The 17,788-nt window shown below is 66.9% G+C and carries 17 protein-coding genes; 5 read left to right on the top strand and 12 right to left on the bottom strand.

Translation table 11 applies throughout. From position 1 onward, the window contains the following. The first annotated feature begins 47 nt into the window (after window positions 1-47). Window positions 48-599: an RNA-binding regulator gene (gene rbp, locus L1081_RS20240; protein WP_489413784.1), complete on the top strand. Its 552-nt coding sequence runs from the start codon at window positions 48-50 to the stop codon at window positions 597-599. Between the two features lie 83 nt (window positions 600-682). On the opposite strand, the gene L1081_RS20235 is transcribed toward rbp, so the two are convergent. The 4 genes from L1081_RS20235 to L1081_RS20220 are packed head-to-tail and all read right to left on the bottom strand — an operon-like array spanning window position 683 to window position 3,652. Continuing rightward, window positions 683-1,465 carry an SDR family oxidoreductase gene (locus L1081_RS20235; RefSeq protein ID WP_489413783.1) on the bottom strand — a complete coding sequence of 261 codons (783 nt, stop codon included), beginning with the start codon at window positions 1,463-1,465 and terminating at the stop codon, window positions 683-685. An 8-nt stretch (window positions 1,466-1,473) separates the two neighbouring features. Then, on the bottom strand, window positions 1,474-2,109 hold the full coding sequence (lptC, locus tag L1081_RS20230) for an LPS export ABC transporter periplasmic protein LptC (RefSeq protein WP_489413782.1): 636 nt from the start codon (window positions 2,107-2,109) through the stop codon (window positions 1,474-1,476). After that, a complete protein-coding gene (locus tag L1081_RS20225) occupies window positions 2,106-2,654 on the bottom strand; it encodes an HAD hydrolase family protein (protein WP_489413781.1) in 549 nt (182 codons plus the stop codon). Before L1081_RS20225 ends, lptC begins: the two co-directional genes overlap by 4 nt. After that, window positions 2,654-3,652 (bottom strand): KpsF/GutQ family sugar-phosphate isomerase, encoded by a 999-nt coding sequence (locus tag L1081_RS20220; protein ID WP_489413780.1) that lies wholly within the window; start codon window positions 3,650-3,652, stop codon window positions 2,654-2,656. The genes L1081_RS20225 and L1081_RS20220 overlap by 1 nt, the downstream gene beginning before the upstream one ends. A gap of 88 nt (window positions 3,653-3,740) precedes the next feature. Between L1081_RS20220 and L1081_RS20215 the strand changes: the two genes are divergently transcribed. Next, window positions 3,741-5,726: a monovalent cation:proton antiporter-2 (CPA2) family protein gene (locus L1081_RS20215; RefSeq protein WP_489413779.1), complete on the top strand. Its 1,986-nt coding sequence runs from the start codon at window positions 3,741-3,743 to the stop codon at window positions 5,724-5,726. Window positions 5,727-5,751: 25 nt separating this feature from the next. Here L1081_RS20215 and L1081_RS20210 read toward each other — a convergent pair whose 3' ends face one another. The 7 genes from L1081_RS20210 to rpmH all read right to left on the bottom strand — a co-directional run bounded on the left by L1081_RS20210 (window position 5,752) and on the right by rpmH (window position 11,477). After that, entirely contained in the window at window positions 5,752-6,705 is a 954-nt protein-coding gene (locus tag L1081_RS20210) for a hypothetical protein (RefSeq protein ID WP_489413778.1), read from the bottom strand. A gap of 97 nt (window positions 6,706-6,802) precedes the next feature. Further along, entirely contained in the window at window positions 6,803-7,267 is a 465-nt protein-coding gene (locus L1081_RS20205; RefSeq protein WP_124959242.1) for a Crp/Fnr family transcriptional regulator, read from the bottom strand. A 90-nt stretch (window positions 7,268-7,357) separates the two neighbouring features. Then, complete coding sequence (gene mnmE / locus L1081_RS20200) at window positions 7,358-8,776, bottom strand: tRNA uridine-5-carboxymethylaminomethyl(34) synthesis GTPase MnmE (protein WP_489413777.1); 1,419 nt, start codon at window positions 8,774-8,776, stop codon at window positions 7,358-7,360. A gap of 76 nt (window positions 8,777-8,852) precedes the next feature. Continuing rightward, window positions 8,853-10,538, bottom strand: a complete 1,686-nt coding sequence (gene yidC / locus L1081_RS20195) for a membrane protein insertase YidC (protein WP_489413776.1) — start codon at window positions 10,536-10,538, stop codon at window positions 8,853-8,855. After that, on the bottom strand, window positions 10,535-10,822 hold the full coding sequence (gene yidD, locus L1081_RS20190; RefSeq protein ID WP_015868039.1) for a membrane protein insertion efficiency factor YidD: 288 nt from the start codon (window positions 10,820-10,822) through the stop codon (window positions 10,535-10,537). Before yidD ends, yidC begins: the two co-directional genes overlap by 4 nt. Further along, complete coding sequence (locus L1081_RS20185) at window positions 10,819-11,241, bottom strand: ribonuclease P protein component (RefSeq protein ID WP_489413775.1); 423 nt, start codon at window positions 11,239-11,241, stop codon at window positions 10,819-10,821. Before L1081_RS20185 ends, yidD begins: the two co-directional genes overlap by 4 nt. A 101-nt stretch (window positions 11,242-11,342) precedes the next feature. Beyond that, entirely contained in the window at window positions 11,343-11,477 is a 135-nt protein-coding gene (rpmH, locus tag L1081_RS20180) for a 50S ribosomal protein L34 (protein ID WP_007834827.1), read from the bottom strand. Window positions 11,478-11,764: 287 nt separating this feature from the next. Between rpmH and dnaA the strand changes: the two genes are divergently transcribed. The 3 genes from dnaA (at window position 11,765) to gyrB (ending at window position 17,099) form a co-directional block, all read left to right on the top strand. After that, complete coding sequence (gene dnaA / locus L1081_RS20175; protein ID WP_012745166.1) at window positions 11,765-13,144, top strand: chromosomal replication initiator protein DnaA; 1,380 nt, start codon at window positions 11,765-11,767, stop codon at window positions 13,142-13,144. Between the two features lie 89 nt (window positions 13,145-13,233). Continuing rightward, window positions 13,234-14,340 carry a DNA polymerase III subunit beta gene (gene dnaN / locus L1081_RS20170; RefSeq protein WP_124960362.1) on the top strand — a complete coding sequence of 369 codons (1,107 nt, stop codon included), beginning with the start codon at window positions 13,234-13,236 and terminating at the stop codon, window positions 14,338-14,340. Between the two features lie 134 nt (window positions 14,341-14,474). Beyond that, window positions 14,475-17,099, top strand: a complete 2,625-nt coding sequence (gene gyrB, locus L1081_RS20165) for a DNA topoisomerase (ATP-hydrolyzing) subunit B (protein WP_489413774.1) — start codon at window positions 14,475-14,477, stop codon at window positions 17,097-17,099. Window positions 17,100-17,111: 12 nt separating this feature from the next. On the opposite strand, the gene L1081_RS20160 is transcribed toward gyrB, so the two are convergent. Next, window positions 17,112-17,774, bottom strand: coding sequence for a hypothetical protein (locus L1081_RS20160; protein WP_489413773.1), 663 nt, complete (start codon window positions 17,772-17,774; stop codon window positions 17,112-17,114). Window positions 17,775-17,788: the final 14 nt, after the last annotated feature.

The raw sequence follows: 17,788 nt of genomic DNA, 5'->3' as shown, positions 1-17,788 counted from the left end.
TCGGGACTCCATCGCTTTTCTTGCTATGTGTTTATAGGAGTCCCTTGATGGGCAACAAACTGTATGTCGGCAACCTGCCTTATTCGGTGCGCGACAGTGATCTCGAACAGGCTTTTGGACAGTTCGGCGCAGTGACCAGCGCCAAGGTCATGATGGAACGCGACACGGGCCGTTCGAAGGGCTTTGGCTTCGTCGAGATGGGCAGTGACGCGGAAGCGCAAGCAGCCATCAATGGCATGAACGGCCAGCCGCTCGGCGGCCGCAGCGTCGTCGTCAACGAAGCGCGTCCCATGGAAGCACGTCCCCCGCGCAGCGGTGGTGGCGGCTACGGCGGCGGCGGTGGTGGTTATGGCGGCGGTGGTGGCGGTGGCTACGGCGGCGGTGGTGGTGGCGGCTACGGTGGTGGCGGCGGTGGCCGCTCCGGCGGTGGCGGCGGCTACGGCGGCGGTGGTGGTGGCCGTTCCGGCGGTGGTGGTGGTGGCGGTGATGGCGGCTTCCGCAGCCCCTACGGAGCCGGTCCCCGTGGCGGTGGCGGCGGTGGCCGCTCCGGCGGCGGTGGTGGTGGCGGCTACGGTGGTGGCGGCAACAGCGGCTACTGAACGCTGCATCCAGGTACACACAAGTAAAAAAGGCTCCTCAGGGAGCCTTTTTCATTGGGGCTGCCGCCCCCGGGGTGAATTCATCAGCCTTCGCCGCTGCGCTTCTTGCGGGCGCGGCCCTGCACGGCGCGGTCGAGCAGCGCGTTCGGCAGCATGCGCATCAGCTTGGCGACCACGCCCATCTGCCAGGGAATCACGCGATAGCTGGTGCCGACCTCGATGGCGCGCAGTGCCTGGTCGGCAAAGTCCTGGGCCTTCATGAGAAAGGGCATTCCGTAGCGGTTGCCCTGGGTCAGCGGCGTGTCGATGTAGCCGGGACAGAGCGTGACGACCTTGACGCCGCTGTTGTGCAGCTCGCCGCGCAGGCTCTCGCAGTACGCGACCACGCCCGCCTTGCTGGCGCAATAGGCGCCGTGCCCCGGCAGCCCGCGAATGGCCGCGACGCTCGCAATGCCGACCAGCCGGCCGCTGCCGCGCTGCCTCATCGCGGCCACGAAAGGATGGAAGGTGGCCATCAGGCCGACGTTGTTGGTGGCGAAGGTCCGGGCCATCACCTCGATGTCCTCGCGCTCTGCCGTGTCGATGCCCACGCTGATGCCGGCGTTGGCAATCACCACGTCGGGCAGGCCCTGGCGCTCGATGCAGGCAGCGCCGGCGGCCACGATGCTGTCCGTTTGCGCCACGTCGGCGCCATAGACCTGGTAGCGGGCGAGGTCCAGCTGGCGCTCGCCGGCCCAGGATTCGATTTCCGCGGTGCGCCGTGCCACCAGCGCGAGGCGGTAGCCTGCCTCGTAGAAGCTGGCCGCCAGGGCCTGGCCGATGCCGCTCGATGCGCCGGTGATGAAGACGAGCGGGGATGGGCTCATGCGCGGATTCAGCGCGGCTTGCCGGCCGCCGATGGAATCAGGACGCCGCGCACCCGGCCGGTCAGATTGGCGACGCCGCTCAGGTTGTCGTAGTCGAGGTTGTCGGCGGTGAACTGGTCGGTGCCGCGGATGAGCGTGACCGGCTTGTTCGAGGTCACGCGTTCGGTATCGAGGAAGGCATGCAGGAAATCGCCGCGGAACTCCAGGCGCGGCGTGGACTTGCCGTTGGCGCCCACCACCGGGTCGCGAATGACGATGGCGTTGCCGAAGAGCTGGATCTCGCTGCCGTCGGAGTTCGAGAGGCCGCGATTGGCAGTGGCGTGGGTCGTGAAGCCCTGCGGCGAAACGGAGCGCATGCGCACCTCGTCGACCTCTACGGTATCGGTGTCCGGATAGTGCCGGCCTTCCTTGCCGTGGAGTTCGCTGCGCAGGTCGCCGTTGGGCAGGAAGTTCTTGATCACGAAGCCGCGCATGAAATAGTCGGGCTCGTGCGTGGGTGCGGCCTTGGCCGTGGGTTCGAGCAGCTTGGGCGCGTTGCGCACGAGCCAGTAGGTGCCGAGCGCAACGGCCGCCGTGAGAATGATGGGCAGGTAGATCGTGGCGCGGTCGAGCACGTCGCGCAGCAGGTCCCAGGCACGCTTCATTGCCTCGGACCCCGGGCGGCATCGAGCAGGCGGAGGTACTGGCCGCAGGCGGTCAGCAGCAGATCGCAGAACTCGCGCGCCGCGCCTTCTCCGCCGCGTGCGCGGGTGACGTAGTTGACCGCATCGCGCACTTCGACATGCGCATTGGCGGGTGCGGCCGCAAAACCGACGCGCGCCAGCACGGGCAGGTCGGGCCAGTCGTCGCCGATGGCCGCGGCCTGCAGCCAGCTGAAACCGAGCTCCTCGAGCATGGCCTGCGCCGCGGGCAGCTTGTCTTCGGTGCCGTAGCGCACATGCTGGATGCCCAGTGCTTCGAGCCGCACGCGCAGCGGCTTGGAGTCGCGCCCGGTGATCACCGCGGGCGTGATGCCCGCCAGGCGCAGCAGCTTGAGGCCGTAGCCATCGAGGATGCTGAAGCGCTTGAGGGTTTCGCCGTGTTCGGTGAAATACACGCCGCCGTCGGTCAGCACGCCATCGATGTCGAAGAACGCGATGCGCACGTCCTGCGCGGCGAGCAAGGTCTCGGCCTGGAAGTCGATCGGCATCAGATGACCTTCGCGCGCATCAGATCGTTGGTGTTCACTGCTCCGACGATCACCCCCGCGCCGTCGATCACGAACAGGCGGGTGATGCCGCATTGCTCCATGAGTTCGGCCGCTTCCACCGCCAGCGCATCGACGCGGATGGTGCGCGGGTCGCGGTGCATGATGTCGGCCGCCTTGGGCGTGCGCAGGTCGGCGCCGGCCTCGATCAGGCGGCGCAGGTCGCCGTCGGTGAAGATGCCCAGCGCCCGGCCGTCGGGCTCGACCACCGCGGCGGCACCGAAGCCGTTGATGCTCATCGCGCGCATCAGCTCGCTGACGGTGGCCGTCGGCGCCACGCGCGGCACATCGTCGCCCGAGCGCATCACGTCGCTCACATGCGTGAGCAGCTTGCGGCCGAGCGCACCGCCGGGGTGCGAGCGCGCGAAGTCCTCGGAGCCGAAGCCGCGCGCGTCGAGCAGTGCCACCGCCAGCGCGTCGCCCATGGCCATCTGGGCCGTGGTGCTTGCGGTGGGGGCGAGGTTGAGCGGGCAGGCCTCCTTGGCAACGCCGGCGTCGATCACGATGTCGGCATGGCGCGCGAGGGTGGAGTCGGTGCGGCCGGTCATGGCGATCAGGGGCACGCCCTGGCGCTTGACCACCGGCAGAATCACGGTGAGTTCGTCGACCTCGCCGCTGTTGGAGATGGCCAGCACCAGGTCGACCGGCTTGATCATGCCGAGATCGCCGTGGCTGGCCTCGGCCGGGTGGACGAACATGGCCGGCGTGCCGGTGGAGGCCAGGGTCGCCGCGATCTTGCGGCCGACATGGCCGCTCTTTCCCATGCCCATGACGACCACGCGGCCGCGCACGTCGAGGATCTTGCGCACGGCGTCGACGAAGCTCGGGCCCACGCGCGACTTGAGGCCGAGCACGGCATCGGACTCGATGTCGAAGGTGGCGCGCGCCCGCGCCAGGATTGCGCCGGCGTCGACCACGGGGGGCAGGGGAGCTGAACTCATCCGGCGGATTTTACGGGCCGGCCGGCGCGCACTGCCGCTCGGTACAAGCCGCACGTTCGGGGCATGGACATTGCTCTAGCATCCGGCCATGTCCTCGTTTGATCTCACGCTGATGTATTTGCTGGCCGCAGTGCTCGGCGTGGTGGTCTGCCGCTCGCTGAAACTGCCGCCGATGCTGGGCTATCTGTCGGCCGGCGTGCTGATCGGGCCGCATGCGCTGGCATTGGCGCAGAACTCCGAGGCCATCCGCCACCTGGGCGAATTCGGCGTGGTGTTCCTGATGTTCGTGATCGGGCTGGAGTTCAGCCTGCCCAAGCTGCGCGCCATGCGCAAGCACGTGTTCGGCCTGGGCCTGCTGCAGGTGCTGCTGACCATGGCCATTGCCACCGCCGGGGCGCTCGTCATCGCCTCGCAGCTCCCGCCGGCCTGGCGGCTCGGATGGCAGACGGCGCTGGCGCTGTCGGGCGCCCTCACGATGAGCAGCACCGCGATCGTGGTCAAGCTGATGGCCGAGCGGCTCGAGCTCGAGAGCGAACACGGCAAGCGCGTGATGGGCGTGCTGCTGTTCCAGGATCTGGCGGTGGTGCCGCTGCTGGTGCTGATTCCTGCGCTCGGCGCACCGCCCGAGGCGCTGGCCAAGGCCATCGGCCTGGCGCTGGTGAAGGCCACGCTGCTGATCGGCGTGCTGCTCTACGGCGGCCCGCGCATCATGCGCTGGTGGCTTACCCTCGTTGCGCGGCGGCGCAGCGAGGAGCTCTTCATCCTGAACGTGCTGCTGGTCACGCTTGGCCTGGCCTGGCTCACCGATCTGGCCGGCCTGAGCCTGGCGCTGGGCGCCTTCATCGCCGGCATGCTGGTGTCGGAGACCGAATACAAGCACCAGGTCGAAACCGACATCCGCCCGTTCCACGACGTGCTGCTGGGCCTGTTCTTCATCACGGTGGGCATGTCGCTCGACTGGCACATCGTGGTGGAGCGCTGGGCGCTGGTGGCGGTGCTGCTGCTGCTGCCGCTGGCGTTCAAGCTGGCGCTGGTGACGGTGCTGGCGCGGGTGCTGGGCGCCACCTCGGGCGTGTCGCTGCGCACCGGCCTCTACCTGGCGCAGGCCGGCGAATTCGGCTTCGTGCTGCTGGCGCTGGCACAGGAGCGCAGCCTGCTGCCGCCTTGGCTGGCCAACCCGGTGCTGGCCTCGATGGTGCTGTCGATGCTCGCCACGCCCTTCATCGTGATGTACACCAACGCCATCGTGCGCAAGCTGGTGGCGAGCGACTGGCTCCAGCAATCGCTGCAGATGACCAGCATCGCGCGCAAGACCATCAATACCGCCAAGCACGTGATCATCTGCGGCTACGGGCGCTGCGGCCAGAACCTGGCGCGCATTCTGGAGCGTGAAGGCATTCCCTACATGGCGCTGGACCTCGACCCCGACCGCGTGCGCCAGGCCGCCGCCGCGGGCGATTCGGTGGTGTTCGGCGACGCGGCGCGGCTCCAGGCGCTGATGGCGGCCGGCCTGGCGCGTGCGAGTGCCGTGGTCGTGACCTATCTCGACGTGCCGGGCGCCATGAAGGTGCTGGCCAACATCCGCTCCCACGCGCCGCAGGTGCCGGTGATCGTGCGCACGCAGGACGACCTCGACCTCGAGAAGCTGCAGGCGGCCGGCGCGACCGAGGTGGTGCCCGAGGCCATCGAGGGTTCGCTGATGCTCGCGAGCCATGCGCTGGCGCTGGTCGGCGTGCCGATGCGGCGCGTGATCCGCGTGGTGCAGGACCAGCGCGACGCGCGCTACAACCTGCTGCGCGGCTACTTCCACGGCGCGGACGACGACAACGCCGACGAGCTCGACCACGAGCGGCTCAACACCTTCACCCTTACCCCCGGCGCCCGCGCGGTCGGCCAGACCCTGGCGCGGATGGCGCTCGAAAGCCTGGGCGTGCGCGTCGCCAGCCTGCGCCGCCACGACGGCCAAAACCAGGTGTTCACCGACGACACGGTGCTGACCGACGGCGACACGCTCGTGCTGTGCGGCAAGCCCGCCGCCCTGGCCGTGGCCATCGAGCGGCTGCAAAAGGGCTGAGCCCTCTGCGCCAGAGCGGGTGAGCTCAGTTCATCAGCGTCGGATTGCGCTTTTCTTCTTCGATGCGTTGCTGCCGGCGCACGGCTTCGCACTGCGCATGCGGCTTGTATTCGGGCTTGAGGCACTGCGCGGCCATGCACTGGGCCTTCGCGATGAAGTTCCGGTCGCCGCAGAGGGCCTGGGGATCGGCAGGCGCCGCCGGTGCCGGAGACGAAGGTAGCGCGGCGGCGGGAGCCGGTGCCGGCTCGGCCGCGCCAGGCTGCGAAGGTGCCACTGGCGCCGGCTTGCGCGGCTTGGCCGTGGCGGCCGGCGGCTTGGGGTTGGAGGCGGCCGACGCGTCCACTGCCGAAACCGATGCCGCCGTGTCCGCGGCGGTCGCTTCGGCGGCAGGAGGTTCTTCCGGCACCGTCGCGGCAGGCTCGGGCAGCAGGGCGGGCGCCGGGGGCGGCATGGGAGGCACCGCAGCCGGAGAAATCTCTTCGGACGGCTTGCCGGTCCCGTAGCCGTACCAGCCGGCGGCGATCATGAGCAAGCCCACCGCCAGCAACGCCCCCCACAGCCACATGCCGCGGGAGCGCGACGGCTTCTTCTGCGCCTGGGCTCCAGCGGGCCGCCGCGTCCTGCTCCCGGAAGAAGAAGAGGATTTCTTCCTCGCACGGCCCTCCCGCTGCCGCGAAGGCTGCCGCTCGGAAGACCCCGGCGCAACGATGACGGTCTTGTCGTTGTCCGGCAGGCCCGTGCTCGCGGAAGAGGCAGCGGAAGCCGCGTAGGCGTCGGCTTCGAACAGCCCGCCCGGAATGGTGGGTGCACGCAGTTGCGCGGGCGCCGTGGCGGCCCACTCGCGCTCCGATCTGCTGCCGGGGCCCGGAGGCGGCGCCATCGGCGCAGGGGCCGCGGGCGCCAGCTTGCCGCCGCAGCCGCGGCAGAAATTGGCGCCCGCGCGGTTCTCCGCGCTGCACACCGGACAGATCAAGGCCATGACGACGGACTTCTAGGGGAAAACGATTTCAGAAAAACTGGCGGCGAAGAGCCGTCGGGGCCGAATGAATTCGAGGAGCGAACCGGCAGGCCGGTGCTCAGGTCACCGCAACGCGCTTGGACCGGTGGGCCATGCGCTTGGCGATCACCGCGCCGAGCCCCATGGCAATTTCGAGGGCCAGGTTGGGCTGCCGGTTCGACATTTCCGCGAAACGGATCGCCGTGAGACGCCACACGCGGCCCGCGCCGGTGACCACCACGTTGGCGGAGTGCGGCTGGCGCGAGAAGAAGGAGCCCTCGCCCACCACCGATCCGGGCATGAGCACGGCCAGCTTCATCTGTTCCTTGCTGCTCACGCGGTGCACGCTGATTGCGCCGCTCTCCAAGAAGTACACAGACCGGTCGTGCGTGCCCTGCTCGATGAGAACGTCGCCGACGCCCGTCTCGATGGGCTGCAGGTAGCCCGCCAGCGTTTCCCATTGCTGTACGTTGAGCGTCAACGCGAAGGCGTCGCTGCTGCTGTTGTTGTCCGCGATTGCGCGGCTCAGGTTCTGGATGGACATGCTTTTCTCAACCCCCGCATCTGTGCCGGAGTATCCGCGAAGGGCGCGGTTTTCGACTACAACTCTTTACGTTTTTCGGGCGAGCTGTCGCTATTTGCCGATACAGAAGCGAGAAAAGATGACGCCCAGCAAGTCGTCGGCGCCGAATTCGCCGGTGATTTCGTTCAGCGCGTTCTGCGCAAGGCGCAGCTCCTCGGCCAGCAGGTCGAGCAGTTGTGCCTGCGCCGCCAGATGGCTCGCGGCCAGCCCCAAGTGGATCTCGACCTCGTCCAGCGCCTGCACATGGCGCGCCCGCGCCAGGTAGACGCCCTCGGGCACGGCCTGCCAGCCGGCCATGGCCAGCAGCTGTTCGCGCAGCGCCTCGATGCCGAGGCCGGTCTTGGCGGACAGGGCGATGCCTTGGGCCGCACCCGCCGTATCCGGCATTGGCGCGGCATCCTGCTTGTTCCAGACATCGAGCACCGGCACGCTCGCGGGCAGCTTCTGTTGCAGCCCGCGCAGGATCTCGGCGTCGGCGGCGGCGTAGTCGGGCTGGCCGGCACGCGTCAGGTCGTGCAGGAACAGCACGGCATCGGCGCCCTCGATCTGGCCCCAGGCGCGGGCCACGCCGATCTGCTCGACCTCGTCGCTGCTTTCGCGCAGGCCGGCCGTATCCACCACGTGCAGCGGTACGCCGTGGATCTGGATGGTCTGCGACACCACGTCGCGCGTCGTGCCCGCCACCGCGCTCACGATGGCCAGCTCGGCGCCCGCCAGCGCGTTGAGCAGCGAGCTCTTGCCCGCATTGGGCTGGCCCGCAATGACCACCTTGATGCCTTCGCGCAGCAGCGCACCTTGTTTTGCGCGCTGCTGCACTGCCGCCAGTTGCGCCTGCAGCTTCGCCAATTGCCCCGCCGCATCGGCTTTTTGGAGAAAGTCGATTTCCTCTTCCGGAAAGTCGAGCGTCGCCTCGACCAGCATGCGCAGATGGATCAGCGCATCGCGCAGCGTGTGGATCTCGCGCGAAAAGGCACCTGACAGCGAACGGCCGGCGCTGCGCGCGGCGGCCTCGGTGCTGGCGTCGATCAGGTCGGCAATGGCTTCGGCCTGGGCGAGGTCGATCTTGCCGTTGAGAAAGGCGCGCTGGCTGAACTCGCCCGGCTCGGCCACGCGCAAGCCGGGCAGGCGCGGCCGTCCGGTGACCGGGTCAGGCTCGGCCGCGGCTTCGAGGCAGCGCGCCAGCAGCAGCTGCAGCACGACCGTCCCGCCGTGGGCCTGCAGTTCGAGCACGTCTTCACCCGTGAACGAATGCGGCGAGGGAAAGTGGATGGCCAGGCCGTGGTCGACCGGCTCGCCGGCCGCATCGCGGAAAGGAAGGTAGGTGGCTTCGCGTGGCTTCAACGGCCGGCCGCAGAGCGCGTCGATCAGCGGCACGAGCCGGACACCAGACACCCGCACGATGCCCACCGCCCCGCGCCCCGAAGCGGTGGCGATGGCGACGATGGGATCGGTGGTACGGGCGAAGGTCATGGAGGTGCGATTCTTCCAGCAAAAAGAAAAAGGGCCGCGCAGGCGGCCCTTTCTTGCGAGTGACGTGGCGCCCGGCTTACTTGCCCAGCACGCCCAGCCGCTTGTTGATGAACCATTGCTGCGCGATCGACAGCACGTTGTTGGTGATCCAGTACAGCACCAGGCCGGCCGGGAAGAAGATGAACATCACGCTGAACGCGAGCGGCATGATCCACATCAGCTTGGCCTGCATCGGATCGGGCGGCGTCGGGTTGAGCCAGGTCTGGAACAGCGAGGTGAGCGTCATCACGATCGGCAGGATGTACCAGGGGTCCGGTGCCGACAGGTCGGTGATCCAGCCGATCCACGGCGCGTGGCGCATTTCGACCGACGACAGCAGCACCCAGTAGAGCGCGATGAACACCGGGATCTGGATCAGGATCGGGAAGCAGCCGCCCATCGGATTGACCTTCTCGGTCTTGTAGATCCGCATCATTTCCTGCTGCATTTCCTGAGGCTTGTCCTTCAGCCGCTCGCGCATTTCCATGATCTTGGGGTTGATGGCCTTCATCTTGGCCATGCTTGCGTAGGCCTTGGCGTTGAGCCAGTAGAAGGCGGCCTTCAGCAGCACCACCAGCGCCACGATGGCCCAGCCCCAGTTGCCCAGGATGCCGTGCAGCTGGTTCAGCAGCCAATAGAGCGGCTTGGAGATGATCGCGAAGATGCCGTAGTCCTTGACCAGGTCGAGGCCCGGCGCGATGGCTTCGAGCTTCTTTTCTTCCTCGGGGCCGGCGAACAAGGCGCTGTTGACCACCTGCGTCTGCCCCGGCGCGATCTTCGGCAGCGTCGCCACCATGGCGACGGTGTAGAGGTTGTCGCCCAGGTCCTTCACGCGGAATTCGCGCTTGAGCTGTTCGCTGGCCGGGTCGCCCTTGAGCAGCCAGGCCGACACGAAGTAATGCTGCACCATGGCAATCCAGCCATCGTTGGCGGGCGGCGGCGGCTGGACCTTGCCCTTGGCAATGTCCGAGAAGTCGAGCTTGTGGAACTTCTTCTCGTTGGTGTAGGCGGCCGGACCGGTGAAGGTGTTGGTGCCGAACATCGTGCTGGCGGCCACCGTGCCGTGGCGCAGCAGTTGCATGTAGAGCTGTGCATCGCGCGGCTGGTCGCTCACGTTGACGACCTCGTGGCGCACGCCGATGGTGTAGTCGCCGCGGTTGAAGATGTAGGTCTTGACGTACTTCAGCCCGCCGACGGGCGCGCTTTCGAAGCCCACCTCCAGCGTGTTCTGGCCTTCGGCCATTTCGCGCGGACCGGCCTTCGGCGCCATCGCCGTCAGGTGGTTGGGAAAGCGTTCGCCGGTATCGACCGGGTTCAGCAAGCCGGTCTGCGCCAGGTAGCGGGTGGCCGGCGAGGCGTTCTCGAACAGCACGACGTGCTTGGTGCGGTCGGCCTCGTCGTACTTGAGCAGTTCGAGGTAGTTGACCGTGGCGCCTTCGCTGTCGATCACCGCCTTGAACAGGTCGGTGGTCACGTTGACCTGCTCGCGCGGCGCCGCGGGCGCGGCCTGCGTGGGCACGGCGCCGGCGCTGCCGGCGGATGCGGTGGGCACACCGTTGCTGGCGGCTGGCGTGGTGCCTGCCGGGGCGCTGGCCACGGCCGCCGGCTTGCTCGATGGCAGGAAGGTCGGCTTGTTGCCGTTGAAGACCTGCCATTGGTCCCACAGCAGCACCAGCGAGAAACCAAAAATCACCCACAGGATCGTGCGGCGGATATCGTTCATGACGAAGACTTCTTGTCGGAGGAGAGGAGAGACGAAAACAGTGAGCCTGACTTGTCAGTACGACACTGTGATGCCGGTGGAACCGGATCGTGCCCGCCCTGGCACCAGGGCTGGCAGCGCGCGATGCGGTGCAGGGTCAGATAGCTGCCCTTGAGCGCACCGTGCACTTCCAGCGCCTCGATCGAATACACGGAGCAGGTCGGCGTGAAGCGGCACGACTGGCCGAGCCAGGGGCTCAGCAGCAGGCGATAGCCCTTCACGAGGCCGATCAGCAGGCGTTTCATGAGGAGGAGGAGGGAGAAGAGGGCACGGCGGGCGGCACCGGCGCACGCGCAGCGCGCGCCAGCAACTGCTGGAGTTCAGCCCGAACGGCACCCTTGAGCTTGTCCGAGGAGGCGCTCACGAATTCCTTGCGGTCGAAACCCGCGCGCAGCCGCACCACGTGCGCAGCACGCGGCAGGCCGGCGTCGGGCGCGGCGCTCACGGTGTAGATCTGGCGCTTGATGGCATTGCGCGTGACCGCGCGGCGCGCCCAGCGCTTGGGCACCATGGCGCCCAGCCAGACATCGTCGGACGCGAACAACGGCTGTGCGCTCGACGAAAGATCGAGCGCACAGCGATGCAATGCGAAATGAGCAGTGCGCGCCACAGTGGCACCTGCGAGGACGGCCTGGAATTGCGCGCGGGTCTTGAGCCGCTGCATGGAAGCCGAGCCGCGTCCGCCGTTACGGGTCGGGCCAGAAGCGCTGGCTGCAGGAGCTGGCGCTGGCGGTTCGGCTGCTGGCAACGGCAGGTGGGCTGCCGTCAGACGGCCAGGCGCTTGCGGCCCTTGGCGCGGCGTGCGTTGATGACGGCACGGCCGCCACGGGTCTTCATGCGGACCAGAAAGCCGTGGGTACGGGCGCGGCGGACTTTGGATGCTTGGTATGTGCGTTTCATGATGGTTCCTGATTCCCTGTTTCCGCAGGCGAAAAAGCCGCGGGCGCCGGAGAGCGTGTTTCGGATTGGCCCCCGAAAGACGCAATGAGGTTTTCAGGGAAACCCGCAATTATCGCAAACATTCGGCCCCCGAACAATCTTCGACTGGAATTGCGGGCCTTTCGCCGCCGCTGGCAGCGTGTGGATAAGGTTTTGACAAGTTAGAATGCCGAGCGCCTTCAGCAGAGAATATCCACAATACATATACCAAAAAATGCCCGAGGGTTTCACCATTTTTTCAAGCGCCCATGTCCACTGACGGCATCGGCGAAAGCCTCTGGCAAGCCTGCGTCGACCAGCTCGCGCAGGAGCTGTCCGAGCAGCAGTTCAACACCTGGATCAAGCCCCTGACAGCGCAGGTCGCGGACGACCTTTCGCGCATGACGGTGTTCGTTGCCAACCGCTTCAAGCTCGACTGGATTCGGGCCCAGTACGCCGGCAAGATTGCCGCCATGGCCGAGAAGATGTACGGTCAGCCGGTAGCGGTTGAGTTAGCGCTTGCTCCGCGGGAGGCGCCCGTGCGTTCTGCCCCGGTTGCCGTGCTGGCTGAAACCGACGTGCCGCGTGACGTGGCCGGCCCGGGCGAGGAGCCCGCCAACGCCGGCTTCAAGAACCGGCTGAATTCAGGCCTCACTTTCGACACCCTGGTGGAGGGCACGGCCAACCGCATGGCGCGCGCCGCCGCCATGCACGTGGCCGGCATGCCGGGCCACCTGTACAACCCGCTGTTCATTTACGGCGGCGTCGGCCTGGGCAAGACCCACCTGATGCACGCGGTGGGCAACCGGCTGTTGGCCGACCGCCCGGATTCCAAAGTTCTCTACATCCATGCCGAGCAGTTCGTCTCGGATGTGGTCAAGGCCTACCAGCGCAAGACTTTCGACGAGTTCAAGGAGCGCTACCACTCGCTCGACCTGCTCTTGATCGACGATGTGCAGTTCTTCGCCAACAAGGACCGCACGCAGGAAGAATTCTTCAACGCGTTCGAGGCCCTGCTGGCCAAGAAGTCGCACATCGTGATGACCAGCGACACCTATCCGAAGGGCCTGGCCGACATCCACGAGCGGCTGGTCTCGCGCTTCGATTCGGGCCTCACGGTGGCGATCGAGCCGCCCGAGCTCGAAATGCGCGTGGCCATCCTGATCAACAAGGCGCGTGCCGAATCGGCCGAAATGCCCGAGGAAGTGGCCTTCTTCGTGGCCAAGAACGTGCGCTCCAACGTGCGCGAGCTCGAAGGGGCGCTGCGCAAGATCCTGGCCTACTCGCGCTTCAACCAGAAGGAGATCTCGATCGCCCTGGCGCGCGAGGCGCTGCGCGACCTGCTGTCGATCCAGAATCGGCAGATCTCGGTCGAAAATATCCAGAAGACGGTGGCCGACTATTACAAGATCAAGGTCGCCGACATGTACAGCAAGAAGCGCCCGGCCAGCATTGCGCGGCCGCGGCAGATCGCGATGTACCTGGCCAAGGAGCTCACGCAGAAGAGCCTGCCCGAAATCGGCGAGCTGTTCGGCGGGCGCGACCACACGACGGTGCTGCACGCGGTGCGCAAGATCTCGGGCGAGCGCCAGCAGCTCACCGAACTCAACCAGCAGCTGCACGTCCTCGAGCAGACGCTCAAGGGCTGATCCCGGATGTCATCAGGAATGCCCCTCGCAACAGCGGAGAATGGCGTCTCACTGGCGGATTCAAAGAGATAAGAGAAGAGGAAGAAGACATGATCGTTTTGAAGGCAACCCAAGACAAGGTCCTCGCCGCGCTGCAGTCGGTGGCAGGCATCGTGGAGCGGCGCCACACGCTGCCGATCCTGGCCAACGTGCTGATCCGCAAGACCGGCGGCCAGCTGCAGCTGACCACCAGCGACCTCGAGATCCAGATCCGCACCACGGCCGAGCTCGGCGGCGATGAAGGCAACTTCACCACCACCATCGGCGCGCGCAAGCTGATCGACATCCTGCGCACCATGCCGGCCGACCAGACCGTGAGCCTCGAATCGAGCGCGAGCAAGCTGGTGCTCAAGGGCGGCAAGAGCCGCTTCACGCTGCAGTCGCTGCCGGCCGAGGACTTTCCGCTGGTGCAGGAAGCCGCCAACTTCGGCCCGGTGTTCAGCGTGCCGCAAAAGACGCTGAAGGACCTGCTCTCGCAGGTTTCGTTCGCGATGGCCGTGCACGACATCCGCTACTACCTGAACGGCATCCTGTTCGTGGCCGAAGGCAAGCAGCTGAGCCTGGTGGCCACCGACGGCCACCGCCTGGCGTTCTCGTCGGCCACGCTCGACGTCGAGGTGCCGCGCCAGGAAGTCATTCTTCCGCGCAAGACCGTGCTCGAGATGCAGCGCCTGCTGTCGGACGCCGAAGGCGCCATCGAGATGCAGTTTGCCAACAACCAGGCCAAGTTCAGCTTCGGCGGCATGGAGTTCGTCACCAAGCTGGTCGAGGGCAAGTTCCCCGACTACAACCGCGTGATCCCCAAGAACCACAAGAACAGCGTCACGCTCGGCCGCGCCCCGCTCCTGGCCAGCCTGCAGCGCACCGCCATCCTGACGAGCGAGAAGTTCAAGGGCGTGCGCCTGAACATCGAGCCCGGCACCCTGCGCATCGCGTCGAACAACGCCGAGCAGGAAGAAGCGCAGGACGAGCTCGACATCGACTACGGCGGCGACGCCATCGAGATCGGCTTCAACGTGACTTACCTGATCGACGCGCTGTCCAACATGGGCCAGGACATGGTCAAGCTGGACCTGGCCGACTCCAACAGCTCGGCCCTTTTGACCATCCCCGAGAACGCATCCTTCAAGTACGTCGTGATGCCGATGCGAATCTAGAAGCCAGAAAACACAGCGCCTTGCGCAGACAGCCCGCGGCCCTCCGCGGGTTTGCGCTTTCAAGAGGCAGGAAAAACCGGCTCCGAGAGCCCGAGAAATCCCGTGAATGCCGTGAGAGATAGAGGAATATCCGAATGAGTGCAGAAGAGAACAAGCCCGAAGTGCCCCACACCGAACCGGTCTACACGCCCGAGATCGAGAGTGCGGTGCCGATCGAGATCACGCCCGCCGACACCAGCTACGGCGAAGGCTCGATCACGATCCTCGAAGGGCTCGAGGCGGTGCGCAAGCGCCCCGGCATGTACATCGGCGACACCTCCGACGGCACGGGCCTGCACCACCTGGTGTTCGAGGTGGTCGACAACTCCATCGACGAGGCGCTGGCCGGCCACTGCGACGACATCGTCGTCACCATCCACACCGACAACTCGATCTCCGTCACCGACAACGGCCGCGGCATTCCCACGGGCGTGAAGATGGACGACAAGCACGAGCCCAAGCGCTCGGCCTCCGAAATCGCGCTCACCGAACTGCACGCGGGCGGCAAGTTCAACCAGAACAGCTACAAGGTGTCGGGCGGCCTGCACGGCGTGGGCGTGAGCTGCGTGAACGCGCTGAGCGTGATGCTGCGCCTGGTGGTGCGGCGCGAAGGCAAGATCCACGAACTCGAATTCAGCCGCGGCTTCGTGCAGAACCGCCTGATCGAGACCGTGAACGGCGTCGAGGTGTCGCCGATGCGGATCATCGGAGAGACCGACAAGCGCGGCACCGAAGTCCACTTCCTGCCCGACACCCAGATCTTCAAGGAGAACGCCGATTTCCACTACGAAATCCTCTCGAAGCGCCTGCGCGAGCTGAGCTTTTTGAACAACGGCGTGCGCATCCGCCTGAAGGACGAGCGCAGCGGCAAGGAAGACGACTTCTCGGGCGCCGGCGGCGTCAAGGGCTTTGTCGACTTCATCAACAAGGGCAAGACCGTCCTGCACCCCAACGTGTTCTACGCGATGGGCGAGAAGCCGGCCGACACCTACGGCGGCATCCCGGGCACGCACATCGGCGTCGAGGTGGCGATGCAGTGGAACAGCGGCTACAACGAGCAGGTGCTGTGCTTCACCAACAACATCCCGCAGCGTGACGGCGGCACCCACCTCACGGGCCTGCGCGCCGCGATGACCCGCGTCATCAACAAGTACATCGAAGAAAACGAGTTCGCCAAGAAGGCGAAGGTCGAAGTCACCGGCGACGACATGCGCGAAGGCCTGTGCTGCGTGCTGAGCGTGAAGGTGCCCGAGCCCAAGTTCTCGAGCCAGACCAAGGACAAGCTGGTGTCCAGCGAAGTGCGCGCGCCGGTGGAAGACATCGTCGGGCGCCTCTTGACCGACTACCTGCAGGAACGCCCGAACGACGCCAAGATCATCTGCGGCAAGATCGTCGAGGCCGCCCGCGCCCGCGAAGCCGCGCGCAAGGCCCGCGAAATGACGCGCCGCAAGGGTGTGCTCGACGGCATGGGCCTGCCCGGCAAGCTGGCCGACTGCCAGGAAAAAGATCCCGCGCTGTGCGAGGTCTACCTGGTGGAGGGCGACTCCGCCGGCGGCTCCGCCAAGCAGGGCCGCGACCGGAAGTTCCAGGCCATCCTGCCGCTGCGCGGCAAGATCCTGAACGTGGAAAAGGCGCGCTACGAGAAGCTGCTCACCAGCAACGAAATCCTCACGATGATCACCGCTTTGGGCACCGGCATCGGCCGCGCCGGCGCCACCAGCGCGGGCGGCGGGGCGGACGACTTCAACGTCGCCAAGCTGCGCTATCACCGCATCATCATCATGACCGACGCCGACGTCGACGGCGCCCACATCCGCACGCTGCTGCTCACCTTCTTCTACCGGCAGATGCCGGAGCTGGTCGAGCGCGGCCACATCTACATCGCGCAGCCGCCGCTGTACAAGGTGAAGGTCGGCAAGGAAGAGCAGTACCTGAAGGACGGCCCCGCGCTGGACGCCTTCCTGCTCAAGGTGGCGCTGAAGGACGCGAGCATCGAGACCGGCGGCCCCAACTCGACCACCCTCGCCGGCGACACGCTGGCCGAGCTCGCGCGCAAGCACCAGCTGGCCGAGGCCGTGATCGCGCGGCTGCGCAACTTCATGGATGCCGAAGCCCTGCGCGCCATTGCCGACGGCGTGGCGCTCGACCTCGACACCACGCCCGCGGCCGAAGCCTCGGCCGTGGCGCTGCAGGCCAAGCTGCGCGAGCTCAACACCACCGGCGTGCCGGCCGAGGTGAGCAGCGAGTTCGACGCCCGCACCGACAAGCCGCTGCTGCGCATCAGCCGCCGCCACCACGGCAACGTCAAGAGCAGCGTGCTCACGCAGGACTTCGTGCACGGCGCCGACTACGCCGCGCTCGCAGAAGCCGCCAACACCTTCCGCAACCTCTTGAGCAGCGAGGGCGCCACCGTCCGCCGCGGCGAAGGCGAACGCGCCAAGGAAGAAAAGGTGGCCGACTTCCGCATCGCGATGAAGTGGCTCATCGGCCAGGCCGAAAACGCCACCTCGCGCCAGCGCTACAAGGGCCTGGGCGAAATGAATCCCGCGCAGCTGTGGGAAACCACCATGGACCCGACCGTGCGCCGCCTGCTGCGCGTGCAGATCGACGACGCCATCGAAGCCGACCGCGTGTTCACGATGCTGATGGGCGACGAGGTCGAGCCGCGCCGCGAGTTCATCGAGCAGAACGCGCTGCGGGCGGCGAATATCGACGCCTGATCGGTCGACCGATCAGCGGCAGCCCAGGCGAAATCGCTGGTCCCTGGCCTGCTGCCTGTCGTTGCGCAGCCAGTCCTGCATGGCCGCGCCCTGCGGCTGCCGAGCCATGGTGTCGATCCACTTGACGTGGGCGTCGAGCGCATCGCACTCGGCCCGTGTGTCGCTCGCCGTGTTGCGAGCGACCTGGCGTTCATGGGACTGCTGCTGCGCCGCAAGCGCAGCGCTGTTCCGATTCGATGCCTCGCGCGCCTCGGCACTCATTCCATCGGCCAAGTTCAGATTGCGGTCGACGCGCACGGTCGTGGCGGTCGAGCCTTCGGGGCAGGGCCCGTCGGAATAGGCTGTCTGACCCGCCGCGCCCGTGCATTTGCTGACCTCGACAGTCGTTGAGGTGGTTGAAGAACCACCTGAAGGATTTGCCGCGGGCCGCGACGGAACGCGGCGCGGCGACTCGGCCGCGCCCGGCACAGGCGGCGGCGTTGATTTCACGCCGACCGGCCGCGCCACACGTTGCGCCAACAGCCATTCGGCGCCGCGATAGAGCCCGAACAGGAGCAAGGCCGACAGCGCGATCCACATCGCCCAGTGGCGCTCCCGCACGGGGCGCAGGCTGCGCTCCCATTCCGTCATCGCATTGCGGCTATCGTGCAGCGGGTCGCGATGATCGGGGTGCATGAAACCGAGTATCC

Source organism: Variovorax sp. MSC1_012, assembly GCF_023667525.1.
Taxonomy (GTDB): Bacteria; Pseudomonadota; Gammaproteobacteria; order Burkholderiales; family Burkholderiaceae_C; genus Variovorax; species Variovorax beijingensis_B.
This window is presented reverse-complemented; position numbering and strand designations above follow the sequence as displayed.